Origin of the sequence: Antarctobacter sp., from assembly GCF_034670325.1 — a bacterium.
Classification (GTDB): domain Bacteria; phylum Pseudomonadota; class Alphaproteobacteria; order Rhodobacterales; family Rhodobacteraceae; genus Antarctobacter.
Window position 1 is genome coordinate 242,924 of sequence record NZ_JAXMNR010000004.1, and the last position, 15,327, is coordinate 258,250.

Genomic DNA, 15,327 nt, shown 5'->3' on the forward strand with positions numbered 1-15,327 from the left:
CGTCAGTTTTCCCCCGTTACGGGCGTGATAAAGCCCACGATGTTGCCTTCTCCGTCCTCGACATAGGCGGCGCGACCGATGCCGGGATAGTCGGTGGGCGGCAACGCCTCTGCCCCGCCATTGTCCAGCGCCCAGGCATAACGTTCGTCCGCATCCGCGACCGCAAAGGTCAGGGTACAGCCCCGGACCGGACCGTGTGGAGCAGGGGCCGCGCCCATGCGTTTCATCATGGCGCCGGTTAACTCCGCGCCAAGGTTGGTGCCGGAAATCAGGTGGTAATCGACCTCTTCCGCCCCGGGCATCGGGTCAAACCCCCAGTCAAACAGCCCGCCGTAAAACCGCCGTGCGCGTGCCGTGTCCGTTGCGTGGATTTCAAAATGCGGCATCACCCGACCTCCGCGTAAATATCCGTCCACAACTCATCCAGCGCCGGTTCCGGGCTTTCACGCGCAAAGTCCGCCGAGGCGCTCACCACGGCCTTGATCTCTTTGTCGATGGCCTTCAGATCCTCCTCAGAGGCATGGCCGCCCTGCACCAGCAGTTCGCGCACATGGTCGATGGCGTCACGCTCTTCGCGCATCTTCGACACCTCTTCGCGGGTGCGGTACTTGGCCGGATCGGACATCGAATGGCCGCGATAGCGGTAGGTCTTGACCTCTAGGATATAGGGCCCCTTGCCAGACCGGCAGTGTTTGACCGCCTTCAGACCGGCGTCGCGCACCGCCAGCACGTCCATCCCGTCGACCATCTCTCCGGGGATGCCAAAGGCCGCGCCGCGATGGTAAATATCCGGCGTCGAGGTAGAGCGTTTCATCGACGTTCCCATGGCGTACTGATTGTTTTCGATGACAAAAATCACCGGCAACTCCCACAGGGCCGCCATGTTGAAGGTCTCATAGACCTGCCCCTGATTGGCCGCGCCATCGCCAAAGTAGGTGAACGTTACCCGGCCGTTGCCCCGGTATTTGTCAGAGAACGCCAGCCCGGCACCCAGCGGCACCTGCGCGCCGACGATGCCATGCCCGCCGTAGAAATGCTTTTCCCGGCTGAACATGTGCATAGAGCCGCCCTTGCCCTTGGAATAACCGCCCTCACGCCCGGTGAGTTCGGCCATGACGCCCTTGGGGTCCATTCCGCAGGCCAGCATGTGACCGTGATCGCGATAAGAGGTGATGCGCTTGTCGCCCTCTTCGGCGGCGGCCTCCAGACCGACCACCACGGCCTCTTGACCGATATAGAGGTGACAGAACCCGCCGATCAGACCCATGCCGTATAGCTGACCTGCCTTTTCCTCGAACCGGCGGATCAGCAACATGTCACGGTAGAACTGCGTCAGTTCCTCGGGCGCGACATTGGGTTTCACGCTCGTCTTTCGGGCCGCCATGTCGTCTCCTCCCAAGGACTCGTTCAAGGCTGAACTATTTTTGGAAAGGATAGGCGGGGCGGGCGGCGGCGTAAAGCCTCGCGCTTACGACACGGTCATTGTGCCGCCGGTCAGCGCACCACGATTTCGTCGCTGCGCACCAGTCCCAACACGTCGCGGGCCTGTTGGTCCAGCAGGTCGAGGTCCAGAAAATTATCCGACAGCCGATGCGTGAGGTTTTCCATCCGGGCCACCTCGGCGCGCAGGCCAGACAGTTCCTTGTCCAGCCGCTCACCCTCGACGGCGATCTCGGCGCGGCGGAACAGGCCAAAGTCCCCTTGCACGGCGGCAAAGGTGAAATAGGCGGCCAGACCCAGTGTCGCGGTGAAAAAGACGAGAACGCCAAGAGTGGGGCGCGGTCGACGGGTTGTCATGTTTCTGCCTCAAGCCCGCGCCTCATTGATCGGGCGCGTTTCGTGACTGTGGCACAGGCTTTGGTCAATGTGAATCCCGTGCCGCAGCTGCCCTGCAAAGGGCGGCAATTATGGCTTGGTGCGTTGCATTTCTGCACGTGATGGGGATTCGCGCGGCCCGCTAAAGAGATCGTGAACGGCCTATCGTAACAAGCCAAAGGAAAGCATCGACCTTGGCGCGTGCTTGGTGGATTGTGCGCGTATGACTCGTGTGCTCCTGACCCTTTTTCTGAGTGTTTCCTTCGTCCTTGTCGGTTGCGGCCCTCGAGGATTCATCACCGTGCTGCCGGCCGTGAAATCCGACGCGGTTCAGTCGACGGTCCAGACCGTCTACATCGCCACCGACCGGCGGGTCGAGGGCACGGGGCCGGCGGCGCTGATCGAACAGCGGTTCGGAGAGGCGCGCGACCCGCAACTGCGCTACGGACGGATCGACATTTCCGTCCCGCCGACACATGTGCCCGGTCAGATCGAATGGCCCGGCAACCGGCCACCTGATCCCGCGCAACATTTCGTCGCCCGCTCGGGGTCGCGTTATGCCAATCAATATGCGTTTCTAAAGGATATCCCGCGTGGCGACTCCGGCTCCGTCGTCCTGTTCGTACACGGGTTCAACGTCAACAACGCCGAGGCGATCTATCGCTTGGCGCAGATCGCCCATGACTTTGAGACCGAAACGCCGGTGATCTCCTTTTCGTGGCCGTCAGCGGGGGATGCGCGCGGCTATGTCTACGACCGCGACAGCGTGATCTTTGCCCGCGACGATCTGGAAACCCTGCTGCTGGGACTGGCGCGGGACGGGCGCAAGACCGTGATCCTCGCGCATTCGATGGGCGGCCAACTGGTGATGGAAACGCTGCGCCAGATGTCGATTTCGGGCAAGGGCGACGCGCTGCGGCCCATCGCGGGCGTGGCGCTGATCAGCCCCGATATCGACGAAGACGTCTTTTTGCGACAGGCCACCCGGATCTCGCCCTTTCCGGAACCTTTCATGTTGATGGTGTCCACGCGTGACAAGGCGCTGGGACTTGCCGCGCTGATCACTGGAAAACCCTCGCGGCTTGGCTCTATTCAGGATCCGTCGCGCCTCGACGGTCTGCCGATCGAGATCATCGACCTCAGCGATATCGAAGGCGGCGACAGGGCCGGTCATTCCACCGCCTTTACCGCGCCTGCCGCCATTCGCCTGTTGCAGGAACTCGGGCCGACCTAGCCGTCGTTGCAATCCTGCACACCTCAGAGGGGGTGCCGCAACAAAAGGCTGGCGTCGAATCGCCTTGTCGGTAAATTTCCCCGCATGAAGAGAGGGTTATTCATTCTGTGGCTTGGCCTGCTGATCGCGGGCTGCGCACCAAGGGGCGAAATCGCCCATGTGCCGCTGGCTGTGGGCGGCGAGGCCGCGATGCGGCGCGTTTTTGTCGCCACCAACCGAAACCTCGCGCCGGATGGCGACCTGAACCTCGTGCGGCAGAACTTTGGCGCGCCACGGTCGCGGGAGTTGCGCTATGGCTGGGCGGATGTGTCGATCCCGCCCACGCATCAGCAGGGGGAAATCGAATGGCCCGGCCGGGCCAAGCCCGATCCCCGCCGCCATTTTGTCACCCGCGACGGTGGCCCCTATCCCGGCAGCGCGGACAAGGCCCGGCAAAGCTTTCTTGGCGGTCTCACAGCCGCCTCGCAGCCGGGGCGCAAGGACGTGGTGGTCTTTGTCCACGGGTTCAACGTCAACAACGCCGAGGCGGTTTACCGCGTCGCGCAGGTCTCGCATGACTTCGACGCGCAGATCCCGGTGGTCCTGTATTCATGGGCCTCGGCGGGCAAGCTGCGCGGCTACGTCTACGACCGCGACAGCGTGATCTATTCCCGCGACGGGCTGGAACAGGTGCTGACCGATCTGGCCGACAATGGGTGGCGGGTGACCTTGGTGGCGCATTCCATGGGCTCTCACCTGACCATCGAAACCCTGCGACAGGCGGCGATTTCCGGCAACACCAAGTCGCTGAAGGCGCTGCGCGGCGTGGCGCTGATCAGCCCGGACATTGACGAGGACGTGTTTGTCCAACAGGCCTCACGCATCGAACCCTTTCCAGAGCCGTTTCTGGTGCTGGTCTCGACCGCCGACTCGGCGCTCAACGCCTCGGCATGGTTGACGGGCAAGCAGTGGCGGCTGGGGTCAATGCAGGACAAGACGCGGCTGGCTGGCCTGCCCGTGGATATTGTCGATCTGACGGAGTTTACCGGCGGCGACAAACGCAAGCACAACACCGCCTTTACCGCGCCAGCGGCGATCAAGCTGCTGTATGAGCTAGAGCGCGGGATCGACAAGCGCCGCTGAGCGCGGCACCTGTCGTAGGGGGCGCTTCAGTCCCCGGCTTCAAGGGCTGCAACACCGGGCAGGGTCTTGCCTTCCATCCATTCGAGGAAGGCCCCGCCAGCGGTGGAAATGTAGGAAAAGCCCGACGCAGCGCCCGCCTTGTTCAGCGCAGCAACCGTATCGCCGCCACCGGCAACGGACACCAGCTTGCCCACCTCGCTGAGGCCCGCGGCATGTTTGGCGGCCGCATTGGTGGCCGCATCGAACGGCGCGATCTCAAAGGCGCCCAGCGGGCCGTTCCAGATCAGCGTTGCCGCCTCGTCGATGGCCTCGATGATCGTCTCGACCGACTGCGGCCCGGCATCAAGGATCATCGCGTCCGGCGGGCAGGCATCGGCGGCGACGGTCTCATTCTCGGCGCCTTCCTTGAACTCGCGCGCCACAACCACATCCACCGGCAGGATAATCCGGCACCCGGCGGCTTCTGCCTTGGTCATGATGTCCTTGGCCGTGTCGGTCATTTCATGCTCGGCCAGCGATTTGCCCACGTCGATGCCCTGCGCCGCAAGGAAGGTGTTGGCCATGCCACCACCGATCACCAGCATGTCGACCTTTGCGACAAGGTTCCCCAACAACTCCAGCTTGGTCGAGACCTTGGCCCCGCCAACCACCGCCAGAACCGGACGTTCCGGCGTCCCCAGCGCGCTTTCCAGCGCCTCAAGCTCGGCCTGCATCAGCCGTCCGGCGCAGGAGGGCAGGGCATGCGCCAGCCCCTCGGTCGAGGCATGGGCCCGGTGCGCGGCGGAAAACGCGTCCGAGCAGAAAATATCGCCAAGGGCGGCCATCCCGGCCACCAGATCGGGGTCGTTCTTTTCCTCGCCCGCGTGAAAACGGGTGTTTTCCAACAGGGCCACCTGATTTTCACCCAGTGCGTCGATCACCGCCGCCGCCGCCGGTCCGATGCAATCGGCGGCAAAAACCACCGACACGCCCAGCACATCTTCCATTGCCGGGATCAGGTGGCGCAGGCTCATATCATCGCGCCGTTCCCCCTTGGGGCGCCCGAAATGGGCCAGCAGCACCGGCTTGCCACCCTTGTCGAGGATAGTCTGCACCGTGGCGGCGATCCGCTCTATCCGGGTAGAATCGGTGACGCGCCCATCTTCCATCGGCACGTTGATGTCGACCCGGGTCAGCACGCGCTTGCCCTCCAGGTCCATGTCGTCAAGGGTGTTCCAGGCCATGTTATTCCCTCCGGTCCACTGTCGCGGTCCACTAGACCCGATCTTCGCCGCAGGTCAACGCCGTCTTGGCATCCCGGGCGTCACGGGCTACCTCTCGTCGCAGTTTTGAAAACGGAGAGACAGACATGGCCGAGATCAAGGATCCCGAAAACACCATCCTGATGGAACTCAAGGGCGGCACCGTCACAATTGAGCTTTTGCCCGACGTGGCCCCCGACCACAGCGCCCGCATGAAAGAACTGGCCCGCGCCGGTGCCTATGACAACGTGTGCTTTCACCGCGTGATCGACGGCTTCATGGCCCAGACCGGCGACGTGGCGCATGGCAACATGGAAAATGATTTCAACCTGCGCCGCGCGGGTACAGGCGGCTCCGAACTGCCCGACCTCAAGGCCGAGTTTTCCAAGCTGCCGCATGACCGTGGCACGCTGGGCGCGGCGCGGTCGCAGAATCCCAACAGCGCCAACTCGCAGTTCTTCATCAACTTCGGCGACAACCATTTCCTGAACGGTCAGTACACGGTCTATGGCCGCGTGATCGACGGTATGGACCATGTCGACGCGATCACCCGGGGTGAGCCGCCCGCCGCGCCCGATCGCATGATTTCGGTGAAGGTGGCCGCAGATGTTGCCGACTAAGGGCATTATCGCGATTCTGGCGGCGGGACTTGTCGCCGCCGGGGTCTACGTGGTCCTGTCTGGCCGGGATGCGCCGGAAACGGTCACGCCCGACCCGGTTGTCGTGGCCCCCGAGACACCCGAGGTCGCGGCCCCGCTGGCCGTGCCAGAGGTGACGCCAATCCCCGAAGGCACCGACCTTGGCCTGCGGATCGAGGTGGCAGGGGCTGCCGAAGGCACCATCGTCATCGACTTGTTCGAGGATGTTGCCGGGGGCCACGCCGCCCAGATCGCTGCGCTTGCGCGGGCGGGGTACTATGACGGTGTCGTGTTTCACCGCGTCATCGACGGCTTCATGGCCCAGACCGGCGATGTCGAGTTCGGCCGCGTCGGTGCCGAGGGCTTCGATATGCGCCGTGCGGGCATGGGCGGATCACCCTTGCCCGATCTCAAGGCCGAGTTCTCGGACATGCCTTTCGAACGCGGCGTCGTTGGCATGGCCCGCGCGCAAAGCCCGGACAGCGCCAATTCGCAGTTCTTCATCATGTTTGAACCCGGTCCTTTCCTGAACGGGCAATACACGGTGGTGGGTCGCGTGACCGAAGGCATGGAGATCGTCGACGCCATCAAACGCGGCGATGAGCGCGCCAACGGCTCTGTGACGGGTGAACCCGACCGCATGGTCAAGGTGACAGTCACCGAATGACCTTTCTCCCACGCGCTTTCACGAGCGCGTGGGAAAGACTGGGCAGATGGCGTGTTAACGGGCATCCTCTGGATCAGGAGGAGACCCCATGCGCCTACTGCTCACGTTCGCCACTGCCCTGTCGCTGGCGCTGCCCGCCGCCGCCGACCCGTCATTCTGGAAACACGAATGGCCCGACACGGACTTTGAGACGACCACGATCACCAACTGGGTCGAGATCATGTCCGGCGGTCCGCCCAAGGACGGCATTCCCGCCCTGTCCGATCCGCAATTTATCGAGGTGGCTCAGGAAACCCGCATCAAGGGCAATGAGCCGGTGATCACGGTGCTGGTCGATGGACAGCGCCCGCGCGCCTATCCGATCCGCTATCTGACATGGCATGAGATCGTGAATGACACGATTGGCGATGTGCCCGTGGCCGTCACCTTTTGCCCGCTGTGCAATTCCGCGCTGAGCTTTGACCGCCGCGTCGGGAGCCGCGTGCTGACCTTTGGCGTCTCTGGCAAGCTGCGCAATTCCGATATGGTCATGTATGACCGCGAAACTCAAAGCTGGTGGCAGCAGGCCATCGGCACCGGCATTGTCGGTGAGTTGACCGGCACCGAACTGACGCTGTTGCCCAGCTGGATGGAGGGGTTTGCCCAGTTCGCCGAACGTCACCCGGACGGTGTGGTTATGGCGGAACCGGCGTGGAACCGCCCTTATGGCCAGAACCCCTACCGCAACTACGACAGTTCAAAACGGCCCTTCCTCTATTCGGGTGAGATGCCGCCGCATGACGTGCCGCCGCTGATGCGGGTGGTGCGCGTGGGCGACCGTGCCTGGCCTATGGACCGCCTGGCCGAGGCAAAAGAGATCCGCGAGGGCGGGGTGGTGCTGAGCTGGCGCGCAGGGCAGGCCTCCGCGCTGGATGCCGGGGTGATTGCCGCCGGGCGCGACGTGGGGTCTGTGCGCGTGCGCGACGCGGCGGGCGCGGACCTGCCGCATGACGTCCTGTTCGCCTTTGCCTTTCACGCCTTCTGGCCGGACGGAGAGTGGATGTTGGGCAATTGACCTCTCCGGCCGCCCGTAGGGTGGGGTTTGACCCCACCGCCCGGCCAAGCCATCCCATCAGTCGCAGCCCGTAGGGTGGGTTTTCAACCCACCGCCCGCCGACCGCTATCTCATCAACCGTCGCGGCAGGCAGCGCGCCAGCAGTGCCAGCGCCCCCAGATGCAGCCACGTCCCGCCCAGCCGGTGCGCCCGCGCCCCGGTGCCCAGCTTGAAATGCGCCAGTCCCGGCGCGTCCTGCGCGTTCAGGATGCCAAGGTCGAGGCAATCATGCCCCTGCGCGGCCAGCCCCTGCATCGCCCGCCAGAGCAGCAGGTTCATAGCGTGACGTTGCCGCCCCTCGGGGGTGGTCACGCCGATCTGCCACGTGGCCATGCGGCCATGCCGTAACATCAGCGCCGCCGCCACCGGCGCACCGCGCAGCCGCGCCTCATAGACCCGCGCGGCCCCCGGATTGACCTGTGCAAAGGCGGCGCTGAAACCGGGCGGCATCCCGCGATAGCGCCGCGCGCGCGCCTGCGCCGCCTCTGCCGGCAACAGCCAGTGATCCGGCTCCAACGCCGTCTCACGCACCTCCAGCCCCTCACGGGTCGCGCGGTTCAGCCGGTTTCGCCACTTTTGCGCCATCGCCGCGCGCATCGCGTTCTCTGACCCCAGCGGCAACAGCGCCAGACTGGCCGGGGTCATCAGCGGCCAGAACCCGGCGCTGCGCAACGCGCCCGCCTCCAGCCCGTCGGCGTTCAAAACCAAGGGCCGCCCGTCATGCCAGCGCTGCCAGCGCGCGGTCCAGTCCTGCAAATCCTCCGCCTCTGCCGCCACCGGCCCGCGTGAGACCAGATCGACCCGCCCAAGGGGACCCATCCGGCGTGACTGGATCTGCCACCACAGCCGTACCCGTCGACCGGACTCACGCTTGCACCGGCGCAAGGGCTGGCCAAGCGCCTGACAGGTGGCGGCAAATTCCTCGGACTGGGGCAGGGGCAGGGGCAGGGTCGCTGTCATGCCCCGTATTAACGCGATGGAAAGTTTCCATGGTGTTAACTGCACAGCATGACACGAAACCCCCTGCGCCGCGCCGCGCCCCGCCCCGCTACCGCCGTGCTGGCCCGTCCCCGGCCCACAGCGGCCTCCGCCCTGCTGGTGGCGGTGCTGCTGTCCGTGCCCTTTGCCGCACTGGCACTGCTACAGGCGCTGTTCTAGCGTCGACCCGATAGGCGCTCTCAGTCCGGCGGGTCCATGTGGATTTCGCGGATCGGTGTCTGCGGGGGCAGGATGCCAAGACACCCGATGTCCACCTCGATTGCGCAATCTTCGCACTCGAACGACAGGTCGCTGGGCACCAGCGAAACGCGTGGCTTGTAACATTCGTTCTCCAGCCGACGCAGGGTGCCCGGCACATAGTAGTCAAAACTCAAATGGCTTTGCAGGTCGTCCCAGGCCTTGGTTTCGATTTCACATTCGTAGATGCGCCCCGAAAGACTGTCGATGAACCCCCGGACGGACCGTTGAACCGTCTCCTTCTCACGCAAGATCGGCGGGTTTGACACCGGTTCAAGATCGATGAACGTCGGCGCGCGCGCGGCCGCATTCAAGCAGGCCGCCTCGAAAAACGCTTCGCGCGAATAGGGATATTTATTGTAGTTGAGCAGGTTGGGTTGGACAGAAATATCCCAACGCACCGCTTGCCCCACTGTCTTGACCAGCAACATCTCTGAGGGCAGGTAAGTCACCATTTCAGAAAACAGGTCGTTGGTCATAAAGATACTGCCATTGGCAATCTGTCTGGAGATCATCGACGTGGCCGCCATACCCAAAAGCCAGATGTGTTTGACCTGCTCGCCCGAATAAGAGGTGTCGTCGAAGGAATCGATGAACGGGGCGTGGAACCCCAGTCGTCCCAGCGGATGCAGCACATGGTTCGACCATCCTTCATAATGAGAGAGGCCGACAAAACGGACGAAACGCCCGGCGAGAAAGATATAGGCACAGGCGCTTTCACAAATATCGTTGCGGGCGATCCCGGTCTGGATCCCACTGGGCCCTCCGACATTTTCAGTCGTGCTCTGTCGACGGATGAAATCAACGATCCGCATCGCCTCGACCAGCGATCCACCCGGACTGTTCAGGCACAGACGGTGGGTGAAAAAGAAGTCTGGTGCATAGTCCAGCCCGGGGGCGAATTGGCGATTCATGATCTCCTGATTCCAGCCCGGTTGAAGGAAACCCACCGTCAGGGGCGTTTCCAGAAATTGCTGAATGCGCTCCAGATCGCCTTTTTCAATGAAACCTGTCAGCCGCGCGGTACAACCCATCTCGGCCATCTCGGGCGTGATGTCGGTTTCAAGGGTGGCGGCGAAGGCAGCGCCGGAAAGGCACCAGAGCGTGGTCAGCAGGGCAATAAAGCGCATGTTATAACTCGTTTGGAAAATCTCATGATCCTTCAGCCTGCGCCAAGATCAGGAAGAATTGCAAACGATAAGGCGCGGCAGAGGTGCCGCGCCGAAAGGCCAATTCAGAGGATGGCCCGCAAATCGCTAAAGGCGTGAGACCGCCTCAGTCCGCCAGTTTGACCAGCGCATGCCGCTTTTTGCCCGCCGACAGTTTCACCGGAGAGGCCAAAGCCCCCACATCCAGCATCAGCCCGGCATCCGTCAGCGGCGCATCGTCGATCCGTGCGCCGTTTTCGGCGATCAGGCGCTTGGCCTCTTTGCCGGATTTCGCCAACCCGGAGCGGACAATCATTTGCACGATGGACATGCCGTCGCCGATGTCGTCCCGCGTCAGCACCAGCGTCGGCAAATCGTCCCCGACGCCGCCTTTCTCAAAGACCTCGCGCGCCGTCGCCTCCGCCGCCGCCGCCGCCTCGGCCCCGTGGCACAGGGTTGTGACCTCATTGGCCAGAACGATCTTGGCATCGTTGATCTCTGACCCGGCCAGCGCGCCCAGCCTCGCGCATTCGTCCAGCGGCAGTTCGGTATACAGCTTCAGGAACCGGCCCACGTCCGCATCCGTCGTGTTGCGCCAGAACTGCCAAAATTCATAAGACGACCGCATGTCGGCGTTCAGCCAGACCGCCCCATCCTGCGACTTGCCCATCTTCTTGCCGTCGCTGGTGGTCAGCAGGGGCGAGGTCAGGCCATAGATTTCGTGATCCAGCACCCGGCGGGTCAGGTCGATCCCGTTGACGATATTGCCCCACTGGTCGCTGCCGCCCATCTGCAAGAGACAGCCATAGCGGCGGTTCAGCTCAAGGAAATCATAGGCTTGCAGGATCATGTAGTTGAATTCAAGGAACGACAGCGATTGCTCGCGGTCCAGCCGCGATTTCACCGACTCGAAGGACAGCATGCGGTTGACCGAAAAGTGCCGCCCGATGTCGCGCAGGAAATCGAGATAGTTCAGCCCGTCCAGCCACTCGGCATTGTTCAGCATCAGGGCCTTGTTCGGCCCGGTGTCATAGTCGAGGTACTTGGCAAAGACCGATTTGATCCCGGCGATATTGTCGTCGATCTGGTCCGGCGTCAGCAGCGGGCGTTCGTCGGCGCGAAAGGACGGGTCGCCGACCTTGGTCGTGCCGCCGCCCATCAGGGTGATCGGCTGGTGCCCGGTTTTTTGCAACCAGCGCAGCATCATGATCTGGATCAGCGATCCGACGTGCAGCGACTTGGCTGTCGCGTCAAACCCGATGTAGCCGGGGACACAGCCCTTGGCAAAGGCCTCATCCAGTGCCTGATAATCGGTGCAATCCGCCAGAAAGCCGCGTTGCATCATGACGGCCATGAAGTCCGATTTGGGATGGTAGGTCATGCCAGAGCCTCTGTATACTGCGCGCGCCACCTATAAGCACGGGCAAGGCCGAGGGAAAGAGCATGTTGAAGGATGGGGCCGTCTGGGCGCTTGGTGCCATGTCGGGGACCTCTCTGGACGGGGTGGATGCGGCGATGCTGCACACCGATGGCGTGCGGATCCTCGATTTCGGCACCTGCGGATATCGCGCCTATTGTGCGGATGAACGCGCCACGCTGAAAGCGGCCCTTGGCCGCTGGCCGGGCGAAGGGTTGGACGCGGCGCTTGCCGTGGTGCAATCGGCCCACGCCGAACTGCTGTCGCAATTCCCCGGCGCGCAGATCGTCGGGTTTCATGGCCAGACGCTGGCGCATGACCCAAAGGGGCGCGGCACACATCAACTTGGCGACGGCGCGGCGCTGGCGCAGCGGTTGAACCGTCCGGTCGTCTGGGATTTCCGCTCTGCCGATGTCGGCCTTGGGGGGGAGGGCGCGCCGCTCGCGCCGTTCTTTCACTGGGCCTGCGCCCGCAGCATCGGCGCCACACGCCCTTTGTGTTTTCTGAACCTTGGCGGTGTCGGCAACCTGACATGGGTCGACCCGTCGGCAGACCGTCCCGAGGCCGACGGCGCGCTGCTGGCCTTTGACACCGGCCCTGCCAATGCGCCGATCAACGATCTGGTGGCAGAGCGGCTGGGCCTCGACTGCGATCGCGACGGAAAAATAGCCCGCAAGGGTCAGGTCGAAGAAGGCGCGCTGGAACTCTTCCTTGATGAGGCGTTCTTTCGCAAGATGCCGCCCAAGTCTCTGGACCGGGACGACTTTTCCCTGATGATGGATCTTGTGCGCGAACTCTCCGACGCTGACGCGGCAGCCACCATGACCGGCATGGCCGCCGCAGCCGTGATGCAGGGCATGGAACACTGCCCCAGCCCGCCGGACCGGGTGCTGGTCACCGGCGGTGGCCGCAAGAACCCGGTGATGATGCGGATGCTGGCGGCGGGGCTGGATTGCCCGGTACACCCGGTCGAGGATGTGGGCCTTGATGGCGATATGCTGGAGGCTCAGGCCTTTGCCTATCTCGCGGTCCGGGTGGCGCGCGGCCTGCCAACCTCGGCCCCCGGAACCACCGGGGTCGCCACGCCGGTGGGCGGCGGCCAAATCAGCCGCCCCGAAAGCGTCGAGCCCTGAATCGCGCCTGCGGCGCGGGGCCTCCGGCGGGGATATTTTCAGACAGAAGAAATCAGGGCGCGGTGGCAGGCCTCAGGGATGCCGCTTCACCGCGGGCGCCGCCACACAAACCTTTTGTTAACCACGATGCCCGAGGATGGTGCTGCGGTACAGGCGGGGACGCCGATGGCCGCGACAGGAGAAGCGATTGCTTCCAGGGTCCGTCTCGCGCTGCGGGGCGGACCTTTTCACTTCGGCCCCGTTTCTTCTGTCCAAAAATATTCCCGGGGAGCGCGAGGGGCAGCGCCCCTCGTCAAACAAACCTGTGCGGCGCAGCCGCTCCGCTGAGTTCAGCCGCCCGTGTGGCTCATGTGGCGCGACACGCGTCCGTCCACCGTTTGCCGGGAGTAGTCGAAATCATGCCCCTTGGGCTTGAGCGCAATCGCCGCGCGGATCGCCTCTTCAAGCGGGGCGTCATCCTCGGGGAAGTTGCGCAAGGCGGCGCGCAGGTCCGCGTTGTCCTCTTGCCCGAGGCACATGAACAACTCTCCGGTACAGGTCAGCCGCACCCGATTGCAGCTCTCGCAGAAATTATGCGTCAGGGGGGTGATAAAACCGATTTTCTGACCGGTCTCGTCCAGCCGGACATACCGCGCGGGGCCGCCGGTCCGTTCCGGCAGGTCGGTCAGGGAATAGCGCTCGGTCAGGCGTTCCCGCAGGTCGTCCAGCTTCCAGTATTGGTCCAGCCGGTCCTCGTTGCCGATATCGCCCATCGGCATGACCTCGATCCACGTCAGGTCCATGTCCCGCTCGGCACACCATTCGGTGATGGTGAACAACTCGTCCTCGTTGAACCCCTTCAGCGCCACCGCGTTGATCTTGACCCGCAAACCGGCCTTTTGTGCCGCGTCGATGCCCTTGATCACCTGCGGCAACCGCCCCCAGCGGGTAATGTCGGCGAATTTTGTCTCGTCCAGCGTATCCAGCGACACGTTCACCCGGCGTACACCCGCAGCGAACAGATCATCCGCGAACCGCTCCAGCTGCGATCCATTGGTCGTCAGGGTCAGTTCCTTCAGCGCGCCGGTGTCAAGATGCCGGGTCATCGCGCGGAAAAACGTCATGATATCGCGGCGCACCAGCGGTTCGCCGCCGGTGATGCGCAATTTCTCGACCCCCAGTCGCACAAAGCTCGAACACATGCGATCCAGCTCTTCGAGCGTCAAAAGCTCTTTCTTCGGCAGAAAGGTCATGTTCTCCGACATGCAGTACACGCAGCGGAAATCGCAGCGGTCTGTGACGGAGACCCGAAGGTAAGAGATCGGGCGCTGGAACGGGTCGATGAGGGGCTGTGTCATGCGCGTGACACTAGCTGTCGACCCTTGTATGGGCAAGAGTGACCAAGGTCGCGTTTCGGTGAGGGGAGTCAATCAGTGCGCAACGCAAGAATGGGGATACTGATCCTGGGGGGGCTGTCGCTGGCAGCCTGTGGCAAACTGCCGATCTTCAAGGAACGCCCTGAGACCGGGCCCCAGACACCGGCGGCTGTCACCCGTCCGGAGCCGGTGAGCGGGCCACCCGCCGGTGCGCGCACTGTCGAGCAATTCGACACCACCACGGCGGATGAGCGCAAAAAGGCCGCCGCCGCGCCGAAGCCGGCAGGCGAAAAAGCCTTGGGCGACACAGTGGCCAGCCTTGGTGATCCCGCCGCGCCCGGGTTCTGGCTGGAAACGCCGCTGGTCTCGGCCCCCGCCAAAGGCAGGGTGTTGAACCCGGCCACCGGGAAATCCGCGCAGGTCGACCTGATCCCGATCGACGGGCCAAAGACAGCGGGCAGCCGCATTTCTCTGGCGGCCATGCGGCTGATCGAGGCACCGCTGACCGATCTGCCCACGCTCAAGGTCTTTACCGGCGGCTGAGGCGCGTCAGCGCAGGTATTTGCCCGCGTCCTTGCGGGCAAAGGCTTTCATTTCTTTGCCATGGGCGTCCAGAAAGGTTTGCGCGGCCTCGGCGTCATGTTTCGACAGGTCGCGTATCCACCAGGCCACGGCCTTTTGGATAAACCAGTCCCGGTCTTGCACATACCCCGCGGCCCAGTCCAGCACCCGTGCCCGCGCTGTGGCCTCTTCGGGTTTGGGGAAGTTGAGCTTTGTCAGCGGCAGGGTGATCACCAGCGCCGCGCGCCGGGTCCACATGTGCTCGCTGATGGTCCAGCCTTCGATCTCGTCCAACCGGGTCAGATCGGCCATCACGCGACGTTGCCCGGCAAGGCAGGCGTGATCGGCAATGGCCCATGCGTCAAACGTCGGCACCCAAGAGCAGATCAATCGCCAGACCGTATCGTCGGGCCGGATGCGCGCCTGTGTCAGCAGTTTGGCGGCGGCTACCCGCGCTTCATGGATGTTGCTTTGCCAAAGCGCATCGGCCAGCGCCACCCGCGCGTCCAGATCCATCCCGCGCCGCCAGTCCCGGGCCATTTCGTCCAGAACCGGGTTGGCGATCCCCAGATAGGGGCGGTCGACTTTGTGATAGGCGGCCATCTCGGTGGCCTTTCCAGGGTCGCCCGCAGCCCGCAGCGCCTCAAGCGCCTGCTCACTTGTCATG

Annotated in this window: 17 protein-coding genes; 8 read left to right on the top strand and 9 right to left on the bottom strand. The window is 63.7% G+C overall.

The features are described 5' to 3' along the window. Positions 1 to 2 precede the first annotated feature (2 nt). The 3 genes from VOI21_RS11780 to VOI21_RS11790 all read right to left on the bottom strand — a co-directional run bounded on the left by VOI21_RS11780 (position 3) and on the right by VOI21_RS11790 (position 1,797). A complete protein-coding gene (locus tag VOI21_RS11780) occupies positions 3 to 386 on the bottom strand; it encodes a VOC family protein (RefSeq protein ID WP_323770074.1) in 384 nt (127 codons plus the stop codon). Then, positions 386 to 1,384, bottom strand: coding sequence for a pyruvate dehydrogenase (acetyl-transferring) E1 component subunit alpha (gene pdhA, locus VOI21_RS11785; protein ID WP_323770075.1), 999 nt, complete (start codon positions 1,382 to 1,384; stop codon positions 386 to 388). Before pdhA ends, VOI21_RS11780 begins: the two co-directional genes overlap by 1 nt. Before the next feature lie 110 nt (positions 1,385 to 1,494). Beyond that, complete coding sequence (locus VOI21_RS11790) at positions 1,495 to 1,797, bottom strand: FtsB family cell division protein (protein WP_323770076.1); 303 nt, start codon at positions 1,795 to 1,797, stop codon at positions 1,495 to 1,497. Positions 1,798 to 2,116: 319 nt separating this feature from the next. Between VOI21_RS11790 and VOI21_RS11795 the strand changes: the two genes are divergently transcribed. Next, the gene (locus VOI21_RS11795; RefSeq protein ID WP_323770077.1) at positions 2,117 to 3,049 is read left to right on the top strand and encodes an alpha/beta hydrolase; all 933 of its coding nucleotides are present in this window, start codon (positions 2,117 to 2,119) and stop codon (positions 3,047 to 3,049) included. A gap of 84 nt (positions 3,050 to 3,133) precedes the next feature. Beyond that, positions 3,134 to 4,171, top strand: a complete 1,038-nt coding sequence (locus VOI21_RS11800) for an alpha/beta hydrolase (protein ID WP_323770078.1) — start codon at positions 3,134 to 3,136, stop codon at positions 4,169 to 4,171. A gap of 26 nt (positions 4,172 to 4,197) precedes the next feature. On the opposite strand, the gene VOI21_RS11805 is transcribed toward VOI21_RS11800, so the two are convergent. Further along, a complete protein-coding gene (locus tag VOI21_RS11805) occupies positions 4,198 to 5,394 on the bottom strand; it encodes a phosphoglycerate kinase (RefSeq protein ID WP_323770079.1) in 1,197 nt (398 codons plus the stop codon). Positions 5,395 to 5,519: 125 nt separating this feature from the next. Between VOI21_RS11805 and VOI21_RS11810 the strand changes: the two genes are divergently transcribed. From VOI21_RS11810 to VOI21_RS11820, 3 genes are all read left to right on the top strand, one after another. Beyond that, complete coding sequence (locus VOI21_RS11810; protein WP_323770080.1) at positions 5,520 to 6,032, top strand: peptidylprolyl isomerase; 513 nt, start codon at positions 5,520 to 5,522, stop codon at positions 6,030 to 6,032. Continuing rightward, on the top strand, positions 6,019 to 6,717 hold the full coding sequence (locus tag VOI21_RS11815) for a peptidylprolyl isomerase (RefSeq protein WP_323770081.1): 699 nt from the start codon (positions 6,019 to 6,021) through the stop codon (positions 6,715 to 6,717). The genes VOI21_RS11810 and VOI21_RS11815 overlap by 14 nt, the downstream gene beginning before the upstream one ends. A gap of 88 nt (positions 6,718 to 6,805) precedes the next feature. Then, positions 6,806 to 7,771: a DUF3179 domain-containing protein gene (locus tag VOI21_RS11820; protein ID WP_323770082.1), complete on the top strand. Its 966-nt coding sequence runs from the start codon at positions 6,806 to 6,808 to the stop codon at positions 7,769 to 7,771. Positions 7,772 to 7,876: 105 nt separating this feature from the next. On the opposite strand, the gene VOI21_RS11825 is transcribed toward VOI21_RS11820, so the two are convergent. Continuing rightward, complete coding sequence (locus tag VOI21_RS11825; protein ID WP_323770083.1) at positions 7,877 to 8,770, bottom strand: GNAT family N-acetyltransferase; 894 nt, start codon at positions 8,768 to 8,770, stop codon at positions 7,877 to 7,879. A 48-nt stretch (positions 8,771 to 8,818) separates the two neighbouring features. Between VOI21_RS11825 and VOI21_RS11830 the strand changes: the two genes are divergently transcribed. Beyond that, positions 8,819 to 8,968, top strand: a complete 150-nt coding sequence (locus VOI21_RS11830) for a hypothetical protein (protein ID WP_323770084.1) — start codon at positions 8,819 to 8,821, stop codon at positions 8,966 to 8,968. A 20-nt stretch (positions 8,969 to 8,988) separates the two neighbouring features. Here VOI21_RS11830 and VOI21_RS11835 read toward each other — a convergent pair whose 3' ends face one another. Continuing rightward, positions 8,989 to 10,176, bottom strand: a complete 1,188-nt coding sequence (locus VOI21_RS11835; RefSeq protein ID WP_323770085.1) for a hypothetical protein — start codon at positions 10,174 to 10,176, stop codon at positions 8,989 to 8,991. Positions 10,177 to 10,321: 145 nt separating this feature from the next. Beyond that, complete coding sequence (gene tyrS, locus VOI21_RS11840; RefSeq protein WP_323770086.1) at positions 10,322 to 11,575, bottom strand: tyrosine--tRNA ligase; 1,254 nt, start codon at positions 11,573 to 11,575, stop codon at positions 10,322 to 10,324. A 62-nt stretch (positions 11,576 to 11,637) separates the two neighbouring features. On the opposite strand from tyrS, the gene VOI21_RS11845 reads away from it, so the two are divergent. Further along, positions 11,638 to 12,744: an anhydro-N-acetylmuramic acid kinase gene (locus tag VOI21_RS11845; protein ID WP_323770087.1), complete on the top strand. Its 1,107-nt coding sequence runs from the start codon at positions 11,638 to 11,640 to the stop codon at positions 12,742 to 12,744. Between the two features lie 329 nt (positions 12,745 to 13,073). Here the strand turns inward: VOI21_RS11845 and moaA are convergent, their stop codons facing one another. Beyond that, positions 13,074 to 14,081, bottom strand: a complete 1,008-nt coding sequence (gene moaA, locus VOI21_RS11850) for a GTP 3',8-cyclase MoaA (protein ID WP_323770088.1) — start codon at positions 14,079 to 14,081, stop codon at positions 13,074 to 13,076. A gap of 90 nt (positions 14,082 to 14,171) precedes the next feature. On the opposite strand from moaA, the gene VOI21_RS11855 reads away from it, so the two are divergent. Then, on the top strand, positions 14,172 to 14,642 hold the full coding sequence (locus VOI21_RS11855; protein WP_323770089.1) for a hypothetical protein: 471 nt from the start codon (positions 14,172 to 14,174) through the stop codon (positions 14,640 to 14,642). A gap of 6 nt (positions 14,643 to 14,648) precedes the next feature. Here the strand turns inward: VOI21_RS11855 and VOI21_RS11860 are convergent, their stop codons facing one another. Next, positions 14,649 to 15,326: a DNA alkylation repair protein gene (locus VOI21_RS11860; RefSeq protein WP_323770090.1), complete on the bottom strand. Its 678-nt coding sequence runs from the start codon at positions 15,324 to 15,326 to the stop codon at positions 14,649 to 14,651. Position 15,327 lies beyond the last annotated feature (1 nt).

What these genes read in the sequence shown, in the direction of transcription:
- VOI21_RS11835 (WP_323770085.1), bottom strand. Translation starts at nt 10,176, where the DNA reads ATGCGCTTTATTGCCCTGCTGACCACGCTCTGGTGCCTTTCCGGCGCT.
- VOI21_RS11780 (WP_323770074.1), bottom strand. Translation starts at nt 386, where the DNA reads ATGCCGCATTTTGAAATCCACGCAACGGACACGGCACGCGCACGGCGG.
- pdhA (WP_323770075.1), bottom strand. Translation starts at nt 1,384, where the DNA reads ATGGCGGCCCGAAAGACGAGCGTGAAACCCAATGTCGCGCCCGAGGAA.
- VOI21_RS11845 (WP_323770087.1), top strand. Translation starts at nt 11,638, where the DNA reads ATGTTGAAGGATGGGGCCGTCTGGGCGCTTGGTGCCATGTCGGGGACC.
- VOI21_RS11800 (WP_323770078.1), top strand. Translation starts at nt 3,134, where the DNA reads ATGAAGAGAGGGTTATTCATTCTGTGGCTTGGCCTGCTGATCGCGGGC.
- VOI21_RS11830 (WP_323770084.1), top strand. Translation starts at nt 8,819, where the DNA reads ATGACACGAAACCCCCTGCGCCGCGCCGCGCCCCGCCCCGCTACCGCC.
- VOI21_RS11820 (WP_323770082.1), top strand. Translation starts at nt 6,806, where the DNA reads ATGCGCCTACTGCTCACGTTCGCCACTGCCCTGTCGCTGGCGCTGCCC.
- VOI21_RS11790 (WP_323770076.1), bottom strand. Translation starts at nt 1,797, where the DNA reads ATGACAACCCGTCGACCGCGCCCCACTCTTGGCGTTCTCGTCTTTTTC.
- VOI21_RS11810 (WP_323770080.1), top strand. Translation starts at nt 5,520, where the DNA reads ATGGCCGAGATCAAGGATCCCGAAAACACCATCCTGATGGAACTCAAG.
- VOI21_RS11860 (WP_323770090.1), bottom strand. Translation starts at nt 15,326, where the DNA reads ATGACAAGTGAGCAGGCGCTTGAGGCGCTGCGGGCTGCGGGCGACCCT.
- VOI21_RS11815 (WP_323770081.1), top strand. Translation starts at nt 6,019, where the DNA reads ATGTTGCCGACTAAGGGCATTATCGCGATTCTGGCGGCGGGACTTGTC.
- VOI21_RS11805 (WP_323770079.1), bottom strand. Translation starts at nt 5,394, where the DNA reads ATGGCCTGGAACACCCTTGACGACATGGACCTGGAGGGCAAGCGCGTG.
- VOI21_RS11825 (WP_323770083.1), bottom strand. Translation starts at nt 8,770, where the DNA reads ATGACAGCGACCCTGCCCCTGCCCCTGCCCCAGTCCGAGGAATTTGCC.
- tyrS (WP_323770086.1), bottom strand. Translation starts at nt 11,575, where the DNA reads ATGACCTACCATCCCAAATCGGACTTCATGGCCGTCATGATGCAACGC.
- moaA (WP_323770088.1), bottom strand. Translation starts at nt 14,081, where the DNA reads ATGACACAGCCCCTCATCGACCCGTTCCAGCGCCCGATCTCTTACCTT.
- VOI21_RS11855 (WP_323770089.1), top strand. Translation starts at nt 14,172, where the DNA reads ATGGGGATACTGATCCTGGGGGGGCTGTCGCTGGCAGCCTGTGGCAAA.